The sequence below is a fragment of the Vibrio sp. 10N.286.49.B3 genome, assembly GCF_002873395.1.
GTDB lineage: Bacteria > Pseudomonadota > Gammaproteobacteria > Enterobacterales > Vibrionaceae > Vibrio.
Map to the genome: position 1 here is coordinate 198545 of NZ_MCUV01000001.1, position 17890 is coordinate 216434.

The 17890-nt window shown below is 42.4% G+C and carries 17 protein-coding genes and 1 other annotated feature; of the genes, 12 read left to right on the forward strand and 5 right to left on the reverse strand.

Annotation, left to right across the window (positions count from 1 at the left end):
- Positions 1-16: 16 nt before the first annotated feature.
- Positions 17-2392, forward strand: a complete 2376-nt coding sequence (locus BCU68_RS00805) for a DNA polymerase II (protein ID WP_102562880.1) — start codon at positions 17-19, stop codon at positions 2390-2392.
- 23 nt (positions 2393-2415) lie between these two features.
- Here BCU68_RS00805 and BCU68_RS00810 read toward each other — a convergent pair whose 3' ends face one another.
- Positions 2416-3183 carry a nucleotidyltransferase domain-containing protein gene (locus tag BCU68_RS00810; protein WP_102562881.1) on the reverse strand — a complete coding sequence of 256 codons (768 nt, stop codon included), beginning with the start codon at positions 3181-3183 and terminating at the stop codon, positions 2416-2418.
- A gap of 135 nt (positions 3184-3318) precedes the next feature.
- Between BCU68_RS00810 and BCU68_RS00815 the strand changes: the two genes are divergently transcribed.
- Positions 3319-3639 (forward strand): HI1450 family dsDNA-mimic protein, encoded by a 321-nt coding sequence (locus tag BCU68_RS00815; RefSeq protein WP_102562882.1) that lies wholly within the window; start codon positions 3319-3321, stop codon positions 3637-3639.
- A 77-nt stretch (positions 3640-3716) separates the two neighbouring features.
- Here BCU68_RS00815 and rluB read toward each other — a convergent pair whose 3' ends face one another.
- The 3 genes from rluB to BCU68_RS00830 all read right to left on the reverse strand — a co-directional run bounded on the left by rluB (position 3717) and on the right by BCU68_RS00830 (position 6444).
- Entirely contained in the window at positions 3717-4772 is a 1056-nt protein-coding gene (gene rluB, locus BCU68_RS00820; RefSeq protein WP_102562883.1) for a 23S rRNA pseudouridine(2605) synthase RluB, read from the reverse strand.
- A gap of 161 nt (positions 4773-4933) precedes the next feature.
- Complete coding sequence (locus tag BCU68_RS00825; protein WP_102562884.1) at positions 4934-5554, reverse strand: L-threonylcarbamoyladenylate synthase; 621 nt, start codon at positions 5552-5554, stop codon at positions 4934-4936.
- On the reverse strand, positions 5554-6444 hold the full coding sequence (locus BCU68_RS00830; RefSeq protein WP_102562885.1) for a PHP domain-containing protein: 891 nt from the start codon (positions 6442-6444) through the stop codon (positions 5554-5556). The genes BCU68_RS00825 and BCU68_RS00830 overlap by 1 nt, the downstream gene beginning before the upstream one ends.
- Before the next feature lie 85 nt (positions 6445-6529).
- Between BCU68_RS00830 and BCU68_RS00835 the strand changes: the two genes are divergently transcribed.
- The 10 genes from BCU68_RS00835 to BCU68_RS00880 all read left to right on the forward strand — a co-directional run bounded on the left by BCU68_RS00835 (position 6530) and on the right by BCU68_RS00880 (position 15419).
- Positions 6530-6640, forward strand: coding sequence for a Trp operon leader peptide (locus BCU68_RS00835; RefSeq protein ID WP_102562886.1), 111 nt, complete (start codon positions 6530-6532; stop codon positions 6638-6640).
- Positions 6587-6689, forward strand: a sequence feature (Trp leader region). Its footprint overlaps the gene before it by 54 nt.
- 170 nt (positions 6690-6859) lie before the next feature.
- Entirely contained in the window at positions 6860-8425 is a 1566-nt protein-coding gene (locus BCU68_RS00840) for an anthranilate synthase component 1 (protein WP_102562887.1), read from the forward strand.
- Positions 8426-8428: 3 nt separating this feature from the next.
- Positions 8429-9037: an aminodeoxychorismate/anthranilate synthase component II gene (locus BCU68_RS00845; protein WP_102562888.1), complete on the forward strand. Its 609-nt coding sequence runs from the start codon at positions 8429-8431 to the stop codon at positions 9035-9037.
- A gap of 15 nt (positions 9038-9052) precedes the next feature.
- Positions 9053-10054: an anthranilate phosphoribosyltransferase gene (trpD, locus tag BCU68_RS00850; RefSeq protein ID WP_198591664.1), complete on the forward strand. Its 1002-nt coding sequence runs from the start codon at positions 9053-9055 to the stop codon at positions 10052-10054.
- A gap of 4 nt (positions 10055-10058) precedes the next feature.
- Entirely contained in the window at positions 10059-11495 is a 1437-nt protein-coding gene (trpCF, locus tag BCU68_RS00855) for a bifunctional indole-3-glycerol-phosphate synthase TrpC/phosphoribosylanthranilate isomerase TrpF (protein ID WP_102562889.1), read from the forward strand.
- An 86-nt stretch (positions 11496-11581) separates the two neighbouring features.
- Entirely contained in the window at positions 11582-12799 is a 1218-nt protein-coding gene (gene trpB / locus BCU68_RS00860) for a tryptophan synthase subunit beta (protein WP_102562890.1), read from the forward strand.
- Between the two features lie 2 nt (positions 12800-12801).
- Positions 12802-13608 carry a tryptophan synthase subunit alpha gene (trpA, locus tag BCU68_RS00865; protein WP_102562891.1) on the forward strand — a complete coding sequence of 269 codons (807 nt, stop codon included), beginning with the start codon at positions 12802-12804 and terminating at the stop codon, positions 13606-13608.
- A 195-nt stretch (positions 13609-13803) separates the two neighbouring features.
- The gene (locus BCU68_RS00870) at positions 13804-14397 is read left to right on the forward strand and encodes a septation protein A (RefSeq protein WP_102562892.1); all 594 of its coding nucleotides are present in this window, start codon (positions 13804-13806) and stop codon (positions 14395-14397) included.
- 145 nt (positions 14398-14542) lie between these two features.
- A complete protein-coding gene (gene yciA / locus BCU68_RS00875) occupies positions 14543-14941 on the forward strand; it encodes an acyl-CoA thioester hydrolase YciA (protein WP_102562893.1) in 399 nt (132 codons plus the stop codon).
- 70 nt (positions 14942-15011) lie between these two features.
- Positions 15012-15419 (forward strand): GspS/AspS pilotin family protein, encoded by a 408-nt coding sequence (locus tag BCU68_RS00880; RefSeq protein WP_102563163.1) that lies wholly within the window; start codon positions 15012-15014, stop codon positions 15417-15419.
- A 132-nt stretch (positions 15420-15551) separates the two neighbouring features.
- Here BCU68_RS00880 and metE read toward each other — a convergent pair whose 3' ends face one another.
- Positions 15552-17861 carry a 5-methyltetrahydropteroyltriglutamate--homocysteine S-methyltransferase gene (metE, locus tag BCU68_RS00885; RefSeq protein WP_102562894.1) on the reverse strand — a complete coding sequence of 770 codons (2310 nt, stop codon included), beginning with the start codon at positions 17859-17861 and terminating at the stop codon, positions 15552-15554.
- Positions 17862-17890 lie beyond the last annotated feature (29 nt).

Sequence of the window (17890 nt, forward strand, 5' to 3'; positions counted from 1 at the left end):
GAGCTAGGAATACAGAGTGACTATTGAGCAAGGATTTATCTTAACTCGCCAAGCACGAGACTATAATGGCAATGCTCATATTGAATTGTGGGTCAGTACCGCACAAGGTCCAGCTTTACTGACTACGCCAGCAGAAAAGCCGGTTTTCTTTATTACACAATCTGACCAAAGTGCCGTTGAAACGCTGATTACGCAAGGTCAGTATGCAGCGCAATGTAAACCTTTAGCCCTCACTACTTTTCAATCGCAACCAATCTCAGGCGTCTATTGCCAGGCGAATCGTCAAGCGCAAGCCCTTGCTCAAGTCATTACCCAGAACAACATCATCACTTTCGAAGCTGATATTAAATTGGCTGATCGCTACCTAATGGAGCGATTTATTCAAGGTGGCATCGAGTTCTCTGGTGAACAAAAGCGGATCCATAAAGGCGCTCTCACCTACCAGCATTTTTCACAAGTAAAGTGCCGTAGCACCGATTTCACTCCGACACTCTCTATGGTCTCTCTCGATATTGAGTGTTCAGAAAAAGGGATTTTATACTCTATTGGACTCGACAGCCCAATAGATAGCCGGGTGATAATGATTGGTCCAGAGCAAGAATGTGAAACACCAGTACAATGGGTAGCCGACGAGAAAGCGCTCTTACTTGCTCTCATAAATTGGTTTCATCGCTTTGATCCTGACATTATTATCGGGTGGAATGTCATTGATTTTGATTTTCGATTATTACATCGACGTGCTGAGTGGCATAAACTAAAACTCACCATTGGGCGCGGGCAGCAATCTAGCTTTTATCGCCAATCGAATCAAAGCCAACAAGGGTTTATTACCATTCCAGGTCGCGTAGTTCTTGATGGTATTGATACCCTAAAAACGTCAACCTATCAGTTCCGTTCATGGTCACTAGAGTTTGTCTCTCAAGCACTATTGGGAGAAGGCAAAGATATTCATAATGTTCATGACCGCATGGACGAAATCAATCGTATGTTTCGTGATGATAAGCCGGCATTAGCCAAATATAACCTTCAAGATTGCACCCTTGTTCAGCAAATTTTTGCCCATACTCACCTGCTCGATTTTGCCATTGAACGATCGCGCCTGACCGGGTTAGAGTTGGATCGTATTGGTGGCTCAGTGGCGGCATTTACTAACCTCTATTTGCCGCAGATCCATCGTGTCGGTTACGTTGCACCAAACTTAGCCCCAGAAGCATGGAGTGCCAGTCCTGGTGGTTATGTTATGGACTCTATCCCTGATCTCTATGACTCGGTTTTAGTGTTCGATTTTAAAAGCCTATACCCTGCTATTATTCGATCGTTTTTAATTGATCCTATTGGCTTGATTGAAGGGTTACAGCTGCCTATTGGTCATCAATCTGAGCAATCTGTGGAAGGATTTGTTGGTGGGCGCTTTCATCGCTCTAAGCACTTTTTACCTAAGATGATCGAGGATCTATGGGCTGCGCGCGATCAAGCGAAGAAAAATAATGACAAAGCTTTTTCTCAAGCGATAAAAATTATTATGAATTCGTTTTATGGCGTTTTAGGTTCATCTGGCTGTCGATTTTTTGATGTTCGTTTGGCCTCATCAATCACCATGCGTGGTCATGAAATAATGAAAACGACTAAGCGCTTAATTGAAGAACAAGGCTATCAAGTTATTTATGGGGATACTGACTCAACGTTTGTTTCTCTCAATGCTCGCTTCTCACAACAAGATGCCGATCGTATTGGTAATAAACTGGTCGAGTTAATCAACAATTGGTGGACGAGTCACCTACAAACCGAGCACAACCTAACTTCTATTTTAGAGATTGAGTATGAAACCCATTATCGAAAATTTCTGATGCCGACGATCCGAGGTTCCGAAACAGGTTCAAAGAAACGCTATGCTGGTTTAATTGGTGAAGGTGATAATGAGCGTATTGTTTTTAAAGGGCTAGAGAGTGCTCGTACAGACTGGACACCGTTAGCTCAACAGTTTCAGTTAGCGCTCTATACCATGATATTTAATGGTGATGATCCCAGTGACTACATCCGTCAATTTGTACAAGACACGGCAAATGGCGTCTATGATACTGATCTCACCTATCAAAAACGCTTACGTCGTAACTTGCATGATTATCAAAAAAATATCCCACCGCAAGTGCGCGCTGCCCGTATGGCTGATGATATTAACGCCCAACTCGGTCGTCCTTTGCAATATCAGAATAAAGGTCGCATCGAGTACGTTATCACACTTGCCGGTCCTGAGCCTAAAGAGTATCAAAAGAGCCCTATTGATTATCAGCATTATATTGATAAACAATTAAAACCCGTTGCAGAGGCTATTTTACCTTTTATCGATTTAGATTTTGAACGGCTCAATGCTCCACAGCTTGGTCTCTTTTAATCGATAACCCCATTGCAGCAGGACTAGCCAATGCGAAACTCTGTTTTTTGGTATTGCTTAACAAGCCAACCACCAAAACTATCGAGTAAACCAACCACAGAGCGTTTGGGAATTAAACGACCCGATAACAAAATACCTAAACGTTCAATCTCTTGCTTTTTATCATTATGATAGCGTAAAAAATGCTCGCCACACTCAATAGGATCATCATACCAACTTTTATCTTTATGCATGATTAATGAGTAACTGGCTCTTAGTAACTTTTTAGCAATGATAGTTTGAGCGTCAACAAGCTCTTGAGGGGTTGCAGCTGCCACGATTTTTTGACGATAAAGTACAAGCCATTCATCAACATCCATATTCCAGTATTTCGCAATTTCCCAACTAGGCTCATACTCACCATAACAGTTGGCTAGATCCTCACCATACACACAAACGCTACAGTGTTTAAGCATAAAGCCCCACGTAAAAATGCTCTCTAAGCTTGCCACCTCTTTAACCAGTGCCGTCTGAATTGAGATGCCACGAACTTGCGGGAAACTTTTTTGAAAACGCCACTTGATGCTATTAAATAAGGTCGCCTGTTGCTGACTAAACTCCGACTTTGTCACCACAACAACATCTAAGTTAGACACGCCGACTTTAGCCGTTTTGCGGGCAACACTGCCAAACAGGTAGACACTGTGCAGATTGCCCGCTAAGCCACTTTTGAGAAAGCGAAGTAAGTCCGCAATAGCAGGTGTGAATTCGGTTTGAAAAGGCGCATTGGGATCAATGATAGGTAATGGCATAAGCACTATAAATAAAAGGTACAAATAGAAGCTTTATGATCGCCTAACCGACGAGGGTTATCAAGTTATTCCTTATCATGCTCAATAGTTAAGGTATACTATTATAAAATTACTCCGATAAAATTAGGGTTACACATGACTGAATTAATTTCTTACGATGATGCTATCGATGCCGCTTATGATATTTTTCTTGAGATGGCTGAAGATAACCTTGAAGCTGCTGACGTAATTTTATTTACCGCTCAATTTGAAGACCGTGGTGCTGCAGAGCTTGTAGAAACAGGCGATGACTGGGCAGGCCATGTTGGCTTTGATGTCGATAAAGAAATCTATGCTGAAGTGCGAATTGGTCTTGTCAACGAAACCGATGATGTATTAGATGATGTTTTTGCTCGTATGTTGATTAGCCGTGATCCAGAGCATAAATTCTGCCACATGTTATGGAAGCGTGATTAGTTTTTATTGCGTTGAATGTAAAAAACCTGCTTTCGGCAGGTTTTTTATTAACGATAACTCAGTCAATTAAATATTGATTATTGACGAGTACGTGGCTTATTGGGACCAGTATTGCGAACATTGCGCGAATTTGGTTTACCGTTACCACGTTGAGTAGAACCGCCTTTATTATTTGCGTTTCCACCTTTATTCGTTGGTGTTTTTGGCTTTGCATCACCTGTCGTTGTGCCGCGAGTGTCTGGTTTTGGACGCTTCGCTTGATTACTACGACCTTTTGGTGTTGTTACTCGCTCTTCGTGACGCTTAACAGCACGACGAATCTTTTGGCTACGAGAACGCTCACGCTTACGTGAAGTATTGTTTGGATCTAAGTCTAATAGTGTATCTTTCTCATGACCAAGCTCAACAAGTTCACGTAAGTAGTTAACTTCTTTAAGATCAAGCTCTTTCCAACCGCCACGAGGCAGTTTTTTATCAAGATAAATATCACCGTAACGAACACGCTTCAAGCGGCTAACGGTAGTTTCTTGTGATTCCCACAAACGACGAACTTCACGGTTACGACCTTCGTTAATCGCAACATAGAACGTGTGGTTCATACCTTCACCACCCGCATAAACTACGTCTTCAAAACGAGCCATACCATCTTCTAGCTTAACACCACGCACTAAGTTTTTAACTTTTTGCTCAGTAACTTCACCGAAAACACGTACTAAATATTCACGTTCAACTTGGCGACTTGGGTGCATTAGACGGTTTGCTAATTCACCATCAGTGGTAAACAGTAGTAAGCCTGATGTATTAGCATCTAGACGACCTACTGAGATCCAACGAGAACCACGAATTTTAGGTAAACGGTCAAATACAGTACGGCGACCTTCTGGATCGTTACGGGTACATAACTCACCTTCTGGTTTGTAATAAGCTAAAACGCGACATACGACTTCTTCTGATGCCTTACCTGTAATGATATGACCATCAATACGGATAACCGCAGTGTCGTCTTCTAAACGTTCGCCTAGTTTTGCCACTTGACCATTAACACTTACACGGCCTGACTTGATTAAAGTTTCAAGTTCACGACGAGAGCCATGACCAGCTCGTGCTAATACCTTCTGTAATTTTTCGCTCATTTACTTACTATCTACCTTTGTGTCGTCTTCACAGACGTCGAATGAATTAGGTGCGAATAGAATCGCGGGCGCATATTATCTCAAATTCAACGTAAGAAAGCATCTGTTATTTATGATTACAGAATAAGCGCATTATAATGCTACTTTATTCTCAGTTCGATTTACTCAAATGGTGCAGGATCGCCCGCTCCAACTCGCGCAATAGCTACCTCATCATCACTAAAGTCGACCACCGTTGTGGGCTGTTCACCCAAATAGCCACCATTTAAAATAACATCAACCGAATGCTCTAGATTATCGCGGATCTCTTCTGGATCAGATTCAGCATAATCGTTACCAGGTAAAATCAAAGACGTTGACATTAATGGCTCGCCCATCGCTTCCAATAAATCTAACGCGATACGGTTATCTGGCACACGTATGCCTATCGTTTTACGCTTCGCATTCATCAAACGTCGAGGCACTTCTTTTGTTCCTTTAAAAATAAAGGTGTATGCCCCTGGCGTATTATTTTTCAACAAACGAAAAGCCGTATTGTCCACACGAGCATAGATAGACAGTTCAGATAAATCACGACATAACAAAGTAAAGTTATGTTTATCCGTTAAGCGACGAATTTGACAAATACGCTCTAAGGCTTGTTTATTTTCTAACTGGCAACCTAAAGCGTACCCTGAATCGGTTGGATAAACGACAACACCACCCTTACGAATAATAGAGACGGCTTGATTGATTAATCGCGTCTGCGGGTTATCTGGGTGTACATAAAAAAACTGACTCATTACTTTCCCTCATCATCGAGTCGTTCGACCCTATTTTCTGCGATCTCTTTTGGTGACACAAGACCCCAGTCTGTCCATACCCCTTCAACTCCTGAAGGTAACCAGAGATTTCGTCCTAACTCCATCCACGGAGACGGGTAATGAAAGTCACTGCCTTGAGAAGCAAGTAGTTTATAGTGTATAGCATAGTCAGCAAGTGTGCGTCTTTCTTGTTGCCCTTGTTGAGGTTGAGCCACTTCCATAGCGTCACCATTGGCTTCAACAAAAGCTGTTAATAAGCGCTTAACCCATTTAGCCGTTAAATCATAACGACCTGGATGAGCAAGTACCGCTTGGCCACCAGCAGCATGAATAGCGGTGACAGCATCAGCCATACTACACCAAGTAGGTGGCACATAACCTGGCTTGTCTCTAGTTAGGAATTTCTTAAATACCTGCTGCATATTTTTTGCGTAATTATTTTCAACTAGCCATTTGGCAAAGTGAGCACGAGTAATCGGCGCATCTCCAGCAATGGCTTGCACTTCTTCAAGTACACCTTCACGCGTTGCTTTTTGTAATCGATGAGCAATTAATTCTGCTCGCCCAATACGGTGCGCTTTTTGCTGCTCTATTAATGCCTGTAGCTGTGGATTGTCTGGATCAATATTTAAGCCAACAATATGAATATCTTTATTTTGCCATACCGTCGAGATTTCAATTCCGTTGATTAAACCAATCGGTAATGCATTATCTTCTATGAAGCGTCGAGCAGGAGCAAGACCATCTATGGTGTCGTGATCCGTAATGGCTAAAAACTCGATGCTAAAACTCAGCGCTCGGTCAACTAAATCTTGTGGTGACAAGCGACCATCGGATGCTGTGGTGTGACTATGTAGATCTATTCTCATATTTCCATACTTTTTGACTTGACTTTTTACCTCTGCACTAGTTAACTAGTACACAAATACACGAAGCTATTTCATTAGGTTGATCATGGTACAAGAATTAAGCCCAAATCATAATAACAATACTCGCTCAGCGAAGGCTGCGCTATGTTGGTGGCGCTCTTGGACTCAATCTTGGCGGGTGAACGTGTACTTCTAATATCGAAAGTATATACCTTCAAGCCCGCTCACTCAGCGGGCTTTTTCATATTTATCATTTTATTTATTGTATTAATCATAGCATCTAAATCACTTTTACTTGAAATGCTGTCTAAACGGCTAATAAATAAACAAAATTAATCGATTGCTATTTGGGTGAGTCTGCGCTTTATGCGACTATGTACACAATAGGTTGTTTTAACAAATTAAAGGAGGTCTTGTGAATAAGGCCATTAAAATTGAAAAGTTAGGTCACGTTGAAGTTCTATATACTGACGTTCCTTACGCGCAAGATCCAACTCGTTTATTTCATACTCTTTGTGAAAATAAGCGCGATAGTTTGCTCCTTGAGTCCGCTGAAATTGACTCTAAAAAAGATCTAAAAAGCTTATTACTGATTGACTCTGCTGTGCGTATTATTTGTTATGGTCATGAGGTCACTTTTCAAGCATTGACCGATAATGGTCGTCAACTATTAGCACATCTCGCGATGAATATTCGTGATGATGTTACGATGACTTATACACCAGATAACCTGGCGCTTACTTTCACTGCACCGAATGACCTCCTTGATGAAGACAGTCGATTGCGTGAGGCCTCTTCTTTTGATGCTTTGCGTCTTGTGCAACATAGCTTTGATTTAGAAGGCAAGGATCGTCATGCTATTTTCCTAGGTGGTTTATTTGCTTATGACTTAGTGGCGAATTTTGAGTCCCTTGGCGATGCTGCTAGTAATAACCAGTGTCCTGACTATGTTTTTTACCTTGCAGAAACATTGATGATTGTTGATCACCAGCAACAGTCTTGCACACTACAGGCCAGCATCTTTGAACCAACAAAGTCCACCACACACGAATTAGAGCAACGCTTAGCATCCATTTCCGAGCAATGTCAGACGCTTGATTTACTGCCACCAGCGACGAAAGTAAAAGACCTCAGTGTTGCCACCAATGTTAGTGATAACGATTTTTGCCAAACCGTTCGTGACTTAAAGCAATTGGTTATCAAAGGGGATATTTTCCAGGTAGTGCCATCGCGCCGCTTTACCCTGCCATGCCCATCACCACTTTCAGCATACAAGGCACTAAAAGAGAGCAATCCAAGCCCTTACATGTTCTATATGCAAGATGAGCTCTTTACTCTGTTCGGTGCTTCTCCGGAAAGTGCATTGAAGTACGCAACGGACAATAACCAAATCGAAATATACCCGATTGCAGGTACTCGCCGCCGCGGTAAACACAGCGATGGTAGTATTGATTTTGATTTAGACAGTCGCATTGAACTTGAACTGCGTACAGATACGAAAGAAAACGCCGAGCACATGATGTTGGTTGATTTGGCTCGTAACGATGTCGCACGCATTGCAACTGCCGGCACTCGCCACGTTGCCGATTTACTCAAAGTGGATCGTTATAGCCATGTTATGCATTTAGTCTCTCGAGTGGTGGGTCAGTTACGTGACGATCTTGATGCTCTGCATGCTTATCAAGCTTGTATGAATATGGGGACACTAACGGGAGCACCAAAGATCCGTGCTATGCAGTTAATTCGTGATGTAGAAAAAACGCGCCGTGGCAGTTATGGCGGCGCTGTTGGTTACCTTACTGGTGAAGGTGATTTAGATACTTGTATTGTTATCCGCTCTGCCTACGTAGAAAACGGTATCGCTCAAGTACAAGCCGGTGCTGGTGTTGTATTTGACTCGGACCCTCAAGCAGAAGCCGATGAAACTCGTGGTAAAGCTCAAGCAGTGATCGCCGCAATTCAAGCCGCTCATAAGGAGTAACTCATGGCGAACATCGTATTTATCGACAACTTTGACTCATTTACCTATAACTTAGTTGATCAGTTCCGCTCGCTTGGTCATCACGTCACTATTTACCGCAATAGTATCTGTGCACAAACGATTGAGCACGCTGTTAAACAACTTGAAAACCCAGTTGTGCTTTTATCTCCTGGACCTGGCGCACCATCAGAAGCCGGTTGCATGCCAGAACTTATTCAGCGCCTAAAGGGACAGGTACCAATGATTGGTATTTGCCTGGGTCACCAAGCCATTGTTGAAGCATATGGCGGTACGGTGGCTGGCGCTGGTGCGATTATTCACGGCAAAGTGTCGATGATGGCGCATCAAGATCATGCAATCTATCAAGGTTTACCTTCACCACTCGCAATTGCCCGTTACCACTCTCTGGTAGCAACATCCATTCCAGACAGTTTAACGATTACTGCAGAAGTGGATAGCCTAGTTATGTCTGTCACTCATGAACAAGATAAGGTTTGTGGTTTCCAGTTCCACCCAGAATCTATCATGACCACTTATGGCGCAACACTACTCGCTAATGCTATCAACTGGGCACAAGAACCAAGTGCACAATCAACCATCGCCAACGCTTAATCAAGGATAGAGATTATGATACAAACGATTATTAACAAACTTTATGACCAGCACTCTTTGACCCAACAAGAGAGCCAAACATTGTTTGATGCCATTATCCGTGGTGAGCTTGAGCCTATTTTAATGTCGGCTGCGCTAACAGCGCTGAAAATAAAAGGGGAAACACCCGATGAAATAGCCGGCGCAGCAAAGGCACTACTTGCAAACGCTAACCCATTCCCTCGCCCAGATTATGATTTTGCTGATATTGTCGGCACAGGTGGTGACGGCTCAAATACGATTAACATTTCAACCACAGCGGCCTTTGTTGCTGCCGCTTGTGGATTGAAAGTGGCAAAACATGGTAACCGTGGCGTTTCAAGTAAGTCGGGCTCTTCTGATTTGTTAGACTCTTTTGGCATCAACTTAGCCATGAGCGCAGAAGATACCCGTAAAGCGGTTGATGAACTTGGCGTGGCTTTTCTCTTTGCTCCTCAATACCACAGTGGCGTTCGTCATGCGATGCCTGTACGTCAAGCAATGAAAACGCGCACTCTATTCAATATCTTAGGACCACTGATTAACCCTGCACGCCCGAACATTGAGTTAATGGGTGTTTACAGTAAAGAGTTAGTCAAGCCTATCGCTGAAACTATGTTGCAAATGGGGATGAAACGCGCGGCTGTCGTTCACGGTAGCGGCTTAGATGAAGTGGCGATTCATGGCGAAACATTGGTTGCTGAAATTCGCGATGGTCAAATCTTTGAGTACACGCTCACTCCTGCTGACTTTGGGGTGAATAGCCATCCTTTAGAAGCGATTAAAGGTGGAGAGCCAGAAGAAAACCGCGCCATCATAACCAACATATTGACTGGCAAAGGAACAGAAGCACAACTAGGCGCAGTAGCGGTAAATGTGGCACTATTGATGCGTTTATTTGGCCATGAAGATTTAAAAGCAAATACTTTACAAGCCATTGAAGCGATGAACTCAGGTAAAGCATTTACTCTTGTCGAACAACTAGCAGCACGAGGCTAACAACATGACACAAAATACCCACCAAGGTTCAGAGCATATTTCTCAGCAAAATAAAGAAATGGCTCAAGTACTAGTGAAAATTGTCGCCGATAAAGAGATTTGGGTTGCCGAACGTAAGAAGTCACAACCTCTGGATTCATTCCAGTCACAACTCACAGCCTCTGACCGTGACTTTTATGCGGCATTAACCAGTGATAAAACTGCTTTTATCTTAGAGTGTAAGAAAGCATCGCCATCAAAAGGCTTGATCCGTGATGACTTTGATCTTGATTACATTGCCAGTACTTATAATCGTCATGCTAACGCTATTTCAGTATTAACCGATGAGAAGTACTTTCAGGGTAATTTTGATTTCTTACCACAAGTTCGTGCTATCGCTTCGCAGCCAATCTTGTGCAAAGACTTTATGATCGACCCTTACCAAGTTTACCTAGCTCGTTATTATCAAGCTGATGCCATTCTATTAATGTTATCTGTGCTAAATGACGACCAATACACTGAACTTGCCGATATTGCTCACTCATTGGGCTTAGGGGTGTTAACTGAAGTCAGTAACGATGAAGAGCTTGAGCGTGCACTCGCTTTAAAAGCAAAAGTTGTCGGTATTAACAATCGTAACCTGCGTGATTTATCAACAGATTTAAATCGCACAAAAGAATTAGCTCCAAAAATCCCTTCTGGTACGATTATTATCTCAGAATCTGGCATTTACACTCATCAACAAGTTCGTGATCTCTCTGAATTTGCCCATGGCTTCTTAATTGGCAGTTCATTAATGGCGGAAGACGATCTTGAACTTGCCGCGCGCAAAGTCATTCTTGGTGAGAATAAAGTCTGTGGTCTAACTCATGCTGACGATGCTGCAAAAGCTTACCAAGCTGGTGCTATCTTTGGTGGTCTTATTTTTGTCGAAGCCTCAAAACGGCATGTTGATTTAGAAGCCGCTCGTTTCGTGATGAGTGGAGCTCCGTTACGTTATGTGGGTGTTTTTCAAAACCACAGTATCGATGACATCATTAGTACGTGTAAAAGCTTGCACTTAGCGGCAATTCAATTGCATGGACAAGAAGATCAGCTTTTTGTTAATGCATTAAAACAAGCACTAAATAATCAACAGTTAGAGCAAGTTGAGGTTTGGAAAGCTTATGGCGTTAGTGCTATTGTACCTGCACTACTCACTGAAAATATTGATCGTCACTTGTTAGACTCTCAAGTTGGTCAGCAAACCGGTGGGACAGGTGTCGCGTTTGATTGGTCACTACTTGACGCACAATTAAGCCAAAATATCATGTTGGCCGGTGGTCTAAATCCAGACAATGCACAGCAAGCAGCAAAACTGGGCTGCTTAGGTTTAGACTTCAATTCTGGCGTTGAAACAGCACCAGGCACAAAAGACAGTAATAAGCTTGCGCTTGCATTTGCAGCCGTTCGCCAATTTTAAATTTTTTACGGTTCCGCCCTCTCTTGCTTTTCAAGATAAGTGAAGTTAGGGCGTAACTGAACAACAGAATAAAGGAATACACAATCATGGCTAAACTCGATGCTTATTTTGGCGAATATGGTGGGCAATATGTACCTCAAATTCTTGTTCCTGCACTTGACCAATTAGAACAAGCCTTTATCGATGCTCAAGCTGATCCTGAATTTCAAGCTGAGTTTATGGGGTTACTACAAGAGTACGCTGGTCGTCCAACTGCACTGACGCTGACTCGTAACCTAACGAAAGGTACAAAAACAAAACTTTACCTAAAACGTGAAGACTTACTGCATGGTGGCGCGCACAAAACAAACCAAGTTCTTGGACAAGCGCTACTGGCAAAACGTATGGGTAAGACAGAGATCATTGCAGAAACCGGCGCTGGTCAACATGGTGTTGCAACCGCTCTTGCTTGTGCTTTACTCGATCTAAAATGCCGCGTTTACATGGGGGCAAAAGATGTTGAGCGTCAAAGTCCAAATGTATTTCGTATGGAGATGATGGGAGCAACCGTTATCCCGGTGCATTCAGGTTCATCAACACTAAAAGATGCCTGTAACGAAGCGCTGCGTGACTGGTCGGCAAGCTATGAAACGGCACATTATCTGTTAGGCACCGCAGCAGGTCCTCACCCATTCCCAACGATCGTACGTGAATTCCAACACATGATTGGTGAAGAGACAAAAAACCAAATTTTAGCGCGTGAAGGTCGCCTACCCGATGCTGTTATTGCTTGTGTTGGTGGTGGTTCCAATGCCATTGGTATGTTCGCTGATTTTATTGAAGAAGAGAACGTGCGCTTAATTGGTGTTGAGCCAGCTGGTAAAGGTATTGATACCGACCAACATGGTGCACCATTAAAGCATGGTAAAACTGGTATTTTCTTTGGTATGAAAGCCCCTCTTATGCAAGATGAAAATGGTCAAGTTGAAGAGTCTTACTCTGTTTCTGCTGGTCTAGATTTCCCATCAGTGGGTCCTCAACATGCCCACCTAAGTGCAACTGGTCGTGCTGAATACGAAAGTGTTACTGATGATGAGGCATTAGATACATTCCAGCTCATTGCTCGTAAAGAAGGTATTATTGCTGCGCTTGAATCTTCTCATGCATTGGCTCATGCACTTAAAATGGCATTTGATGAACCAGAGAAAGAGCAACTACTCGTGGTTAACCTATCTGGTCGTGGTGATAAAGATATCTTCTCTGTTCACGATATTCTTAAACAAAAAGAAGCCGAGCAACGCAACACTGAAACTCAAGGAGAGTAATTATGGATCGTTATCAAGCTCTATTTCAGCGTTTGGCTGACAAAAATCAAGGTGCATTTGTTCCTTTCGTGACTGTGGGTGATCCAAACCCTAAACAGTCATTAAAAATAATGGAAACCCTCATTGAAGCCGGTGCTGATGCGCTAGAGTTGGGGATTCCATTCTCTGATCCTCTTGCTGATGGCCCAACGATTCAAGGCGCTAACATCCGCGCCCTTGATTCACAGACGACACCAGCAATTTGTTTTGATCTTATTGGTCAGATCCGTAGCAAATACCCAGATCTACCTATTGGTCTACTGACCTATGCCAACCTTGTGTTTGCTCGTGGTATTGAGAACTTTTATGCTCGTTGCGAAGAAGCTGGCATTGATTCCGTGCTGATTGCCGATGTACCAACTGGTGAAAGTGCTGAGTTTGTTGCTGCGGCAAAAAAACATGGTATTCACCCAATATTTATTGCTCCACCAACAGCAAGCGACGAAACACTAGCAGAAGTCTCTTCTCTTGGTGGTGGTTACACCTACCTACTGTCTCGCTCTGGGGTCACTGGCGCTGAAACAAAAGCAAATATGCCCGTTGGTGCTTTGCTTGATCGTTTAAATCAGTTTGATGCACCACCTGCTTTATTAGGGTTTGGTATCTCTGCACCCGAGCAAGTAAAAGAAGCCATTCAAGCTGGGGCTGCTGGAGCAATTTCGGGCTCTGCTGTGGTAAAAATCATTGAAAAAAATGTTGATGATCACGAGCAAATGCTCACGGAACTACATCAATTTATTGCTCCAATGAAAGCGGCGACTCAAAAATAGTAATAATTATAAATAGTTACTATTGATTCAATATTATTAGAGTGGCTCTTTAGCCGCTCTTTTTTATTTCTAAAGATTATAAATACAAAGAACAATCTAATATTCCCTTCTATCTTCAGGATAAATTTGCAGTTGTTATTATTTGAAATTTCTGGTTAAACTGTCATCACTCAATTGACTAGGATGCTCTGCACCATGAAGCAAATTATTGATTTTATTCCACTGATTATCTTTTTTACTCTCTATAAAATGTTCGATATTTATACCGCAACTGGGGCGTTAATTGCCGCTTCAGCTGTACAAATTATAGTGACTTATTTCATCTATAAAAAAGTTGAAAAGATGCAGGTCATTACTTTTATTATGGTAGCTATTTTTGGTGGCATGACTATTTTCTTACACGATGATAATTTCATAAAATGGAAAGTTACCATTGTGTATGCGATATTTGCCTTAGGTCTGTTAATCAGCCAACTAATGGGTAAGTCAATAATTAAAGGTATGCTTGGTAAAGACATTAATTTACCTGATCGAATATGGAATCGCATCAATGGTGCATGGATCGGTTTTTTCTCTATATGTGCCGCATTAAATGTCTATGTCGCTTTCAACCTCCCTTTAGATGTGTGGGTGAACTTTAAAGTCTTTGGCTTACTCGCTGCTACATTGACTTATACCGTCCTGACGGGAATGTATATTTATAAGCACTTACCAAAAGAGTCATTAGCCACTGAAAATAATACCGCTAATCATCACAGTGCTAATAACGACTTATCGGATAAAAAGTAATCGTTATTAATACACTAATTTATATGTTAATGAATAATTAACAACAGTGTACTAACGTACTCACTGCAACTTTGATATGATAGCGATTATGCTAATACAGCGGTCATCAAGGTCGCTGATTCATTTGTAACACTAAGGTATTGTTATGACAGATATAGACTCACCAAAGGGACAGCTCCTACTTCGCACGCTTGCAATGCCAGCAGATACGAATGCGAATGGTGATATTTTTGGTGGTTGGATTATGTCTCAACTTGATTTAGCGGGCGGCATCCTTGCGAAAGAAATATCCTGCGGTCGAATTGTAACGGTATCGGTTTCAAGTATAACGTTCAGAAAACCCGTTAAAGTGGGTGATGTTGTCTGCTGTTATGGTGAATGCACTAAGATTGGCCGAACGTCCATGAGCATTGATTTAGCCGTATGGATTAAACCAATTAAAGAAAATGGCGTTGGTGAACGTTTCATGGTTTGTGATGCAACTTTCAACTATGTTGCGATTGATAGCAATGGTAAGCCTCGCCCTATCCCAACCAATGGTTAGTAGCAATCTCCCTAAAAGTGATGTTGTTTATGGCAACATCACCATAAACCTTTTAAAAAAGTATTCTAATATGAAAAAGTTTCCTCTCATTGCAGGTGTGCTCGCTGCAATTGCCTTGTTATCAGGATGTGCAAGCTCGGCTGACAAAGAAGAGCAGCAGCGTATTGAAATGATGGCAAAAAATCGTGCTGCGGTTTTATCAACAGGGCTACCACTAAAATCGGGGCCACTTTCCATTATGCGAGCAACGGCAAAATCTGGCGTAGTTGAAATGATGATGCTCTATAACGAAGATGCTGAAGGAGCAAAACCTATCAGCCAAGTGATGGCAAGTAGCATTAATTATTACTGCCATAACGTTGAAGTAAAAGCCAGTCTAGAGCAAGGGTTAGCGTACCGTATTCAATTGCGAAACTCGCGTGGTCAATTAATGGTTGATGAGTTTATAACGAAGGCAACCTGTAGCCCTGTGCAATAACAATGACAATGACAACCTTGTCATATAATGAACCTTAATTAACCGCTGCGTTAACAAGTAAAGTCATTTAGATATAAAACACAACAGCCTGATATTCATAATGAGTATCAGGCTGTTTCTTTATCTAGTTAATTATAACTGCCACTCTTTACGCAGTGCTTTGGTTGCTGCTACCAAATTGGATAACGCGGCTTCCGTCTCCTCCCAGTTACGTGTTTTTAAACCGCAATCAGGGTTTACCCATAAACGCTCATGTGGGATTTTCACTGCGGCTTTACGCAATAAATCGGTAATCCATGCTTGCGATGGTATATTGGGTGAGTGAATATCATACACACCAGGACCAATTTCGTTCGGGTAATTAAAATCTTCAAACGCTTGCAGTAACTCCATGTTTGAACGCGAAGTCTCTATGGTAATCACGTCGGCATCTAAATCAGCCACCGACTGAATAATTTCATTAAATTCGCTATAACACATATGAGTATGAATTTGAGTTTCAGGCTTTGCACTCCCTGCTGAAATCTTAAATGCATCAACTGCCCAACGTAAATATTCACTATGTGCCGCTTTTTTTAAAGGTAAACCTTCTCGAATAGCCGGTTCATCAATTTGAATAATATTAATGCCTGCAGTTTGTAAATCGTTAACCTCATCACGCAATGCAAAAGCCAGTTGGTTAGCAATCTCTTTACGTGATACATCCTCACGCGGGAACGTCCAACATAAAATAGTTACAGGTCCTGTTAGCATGCCTTTCATTTGCTTTGACGTTAATGACTGTGCATAGGCCGACCACTCCACGGTCATAGGTTTTTCACGTTCAATATCGGCAACAACAATGGCAGGTTTCACGCATCGTGAGCCGTAACTTTGTACCCAGCCAAATTGGGTCGTCTGAAACCCTGCCAGATTCTCAGCAAAATACTCGACCATATCATTACGCTCGGCTTCACCATGGACTAATACATCAAGATCGAGCGCTTCTTGGCGTTTAACGGCATCGCTGATATGCCCTTTTAATGCAATCTCATACGCCTCTTTTGTTAACTCTCCACGGCGGAATGCACTGCGCTGAGTTCGGATTTCACGGGTTTGTGGAAAAGATCCTATCGTCGTGGTCGGTAACGGTGGCAATTGTAGTACTTCCGCTTGATGGTGAGCACGCTCAGAATATGGGGCACTTCGACGCGTCAACTGATCAGTAATACTATTTAAGCGCTGCTGAACTTGCGCTTTATTGACCTGAGTTGATAAGCGACGCTCAATAATCGGTTGGCTGTAAGCTTTGCAGGCAGCAATGGCCATTAGATCGCCATCAAGTGCAGAGCCTAAGAGACTGATCTCTGAAACTTTTTGTTTAGCAAAAGCAAACCAGTTATAGGTTTCCTCGCTAAGACCTTCTTCTAATGTGACATCAACAGGGCTATGCAGCAACGAACATGAGCTAGCGACCCATAAGCGCTCACCTAATGCGGCTTTAATGGGTTGCAGTGTCGTGACAAGATTAGCTAGATCAGCACGCCATACATTACGTCCATTAATGGCTCCAACCGATAACACCCACTCGTTTGGCAATGCATTAACGACGCTATTTAACTGCTCTGGTGCCGCCGAAATATCAATATGTAAACCGTCGACAGGCAACTCAACGATTTTATCCAGTACGCCGTCAACAGCATCAAAATACGTCGTTAAAAGTACCTTCACTTCACTTTGCAATACTTGATAAGCCAGTTTAAAAGAATCTAACCACGGCTTTGCCAAATCTAAAGCGAGAATGGGCTCATCTATTTGTACCCACTCCACTCCTAATGCCGCCAGTTTAGCGAGAATCTTTTGATAAGCCGTCAACAGGCGCGGTAATAAACTCAGTCGATCAAATTCATCATCATTAACTTGTGCATCAACCTCTTTGCCTAAAAACAAGTAACTCAGTGGTCCAAGTAAAACTGGCTTTACGTTATGACCGTGTTTTTTAGCTTCGCTTATTTCATCAAAGAGCTGAGGCCAACTTACTTCAAATGTATCATCACGGCTAAACTCTGGGACAATATAATGGTAATTCGTGTTAAACCACTTGGTCATATCAGACGCTGCACTGCCCTCATTAGCGCAACCACAGACAACTTGTGATTGCCCACGACCAACACGAAATAGCGTATCTAAATCAGGAAAGCCTTGATGGTGACGTTTGGGAACATGACCCAGTAATAAGCTTGTTGTTAGCACATGATCATACCAAGCAAAGTCTCCTGCTGTTGCAAAGGTCAGCCCAGATTCTTGCTGTGTATCCCAGTTCTTTTTACGAATACCGTAACCAATAGATTTAAGCTCTGCTTGATCGATATCACCACGCCAATACTTCTCTAGTGCAAATTTAAGCTCGCGTTTTTCGCCAATGCGTGGGTAACCTAAAATATGCGTAGTTGTTTTTGTCATTGTTGAATTCCTTTCCTAAATAAACGTTG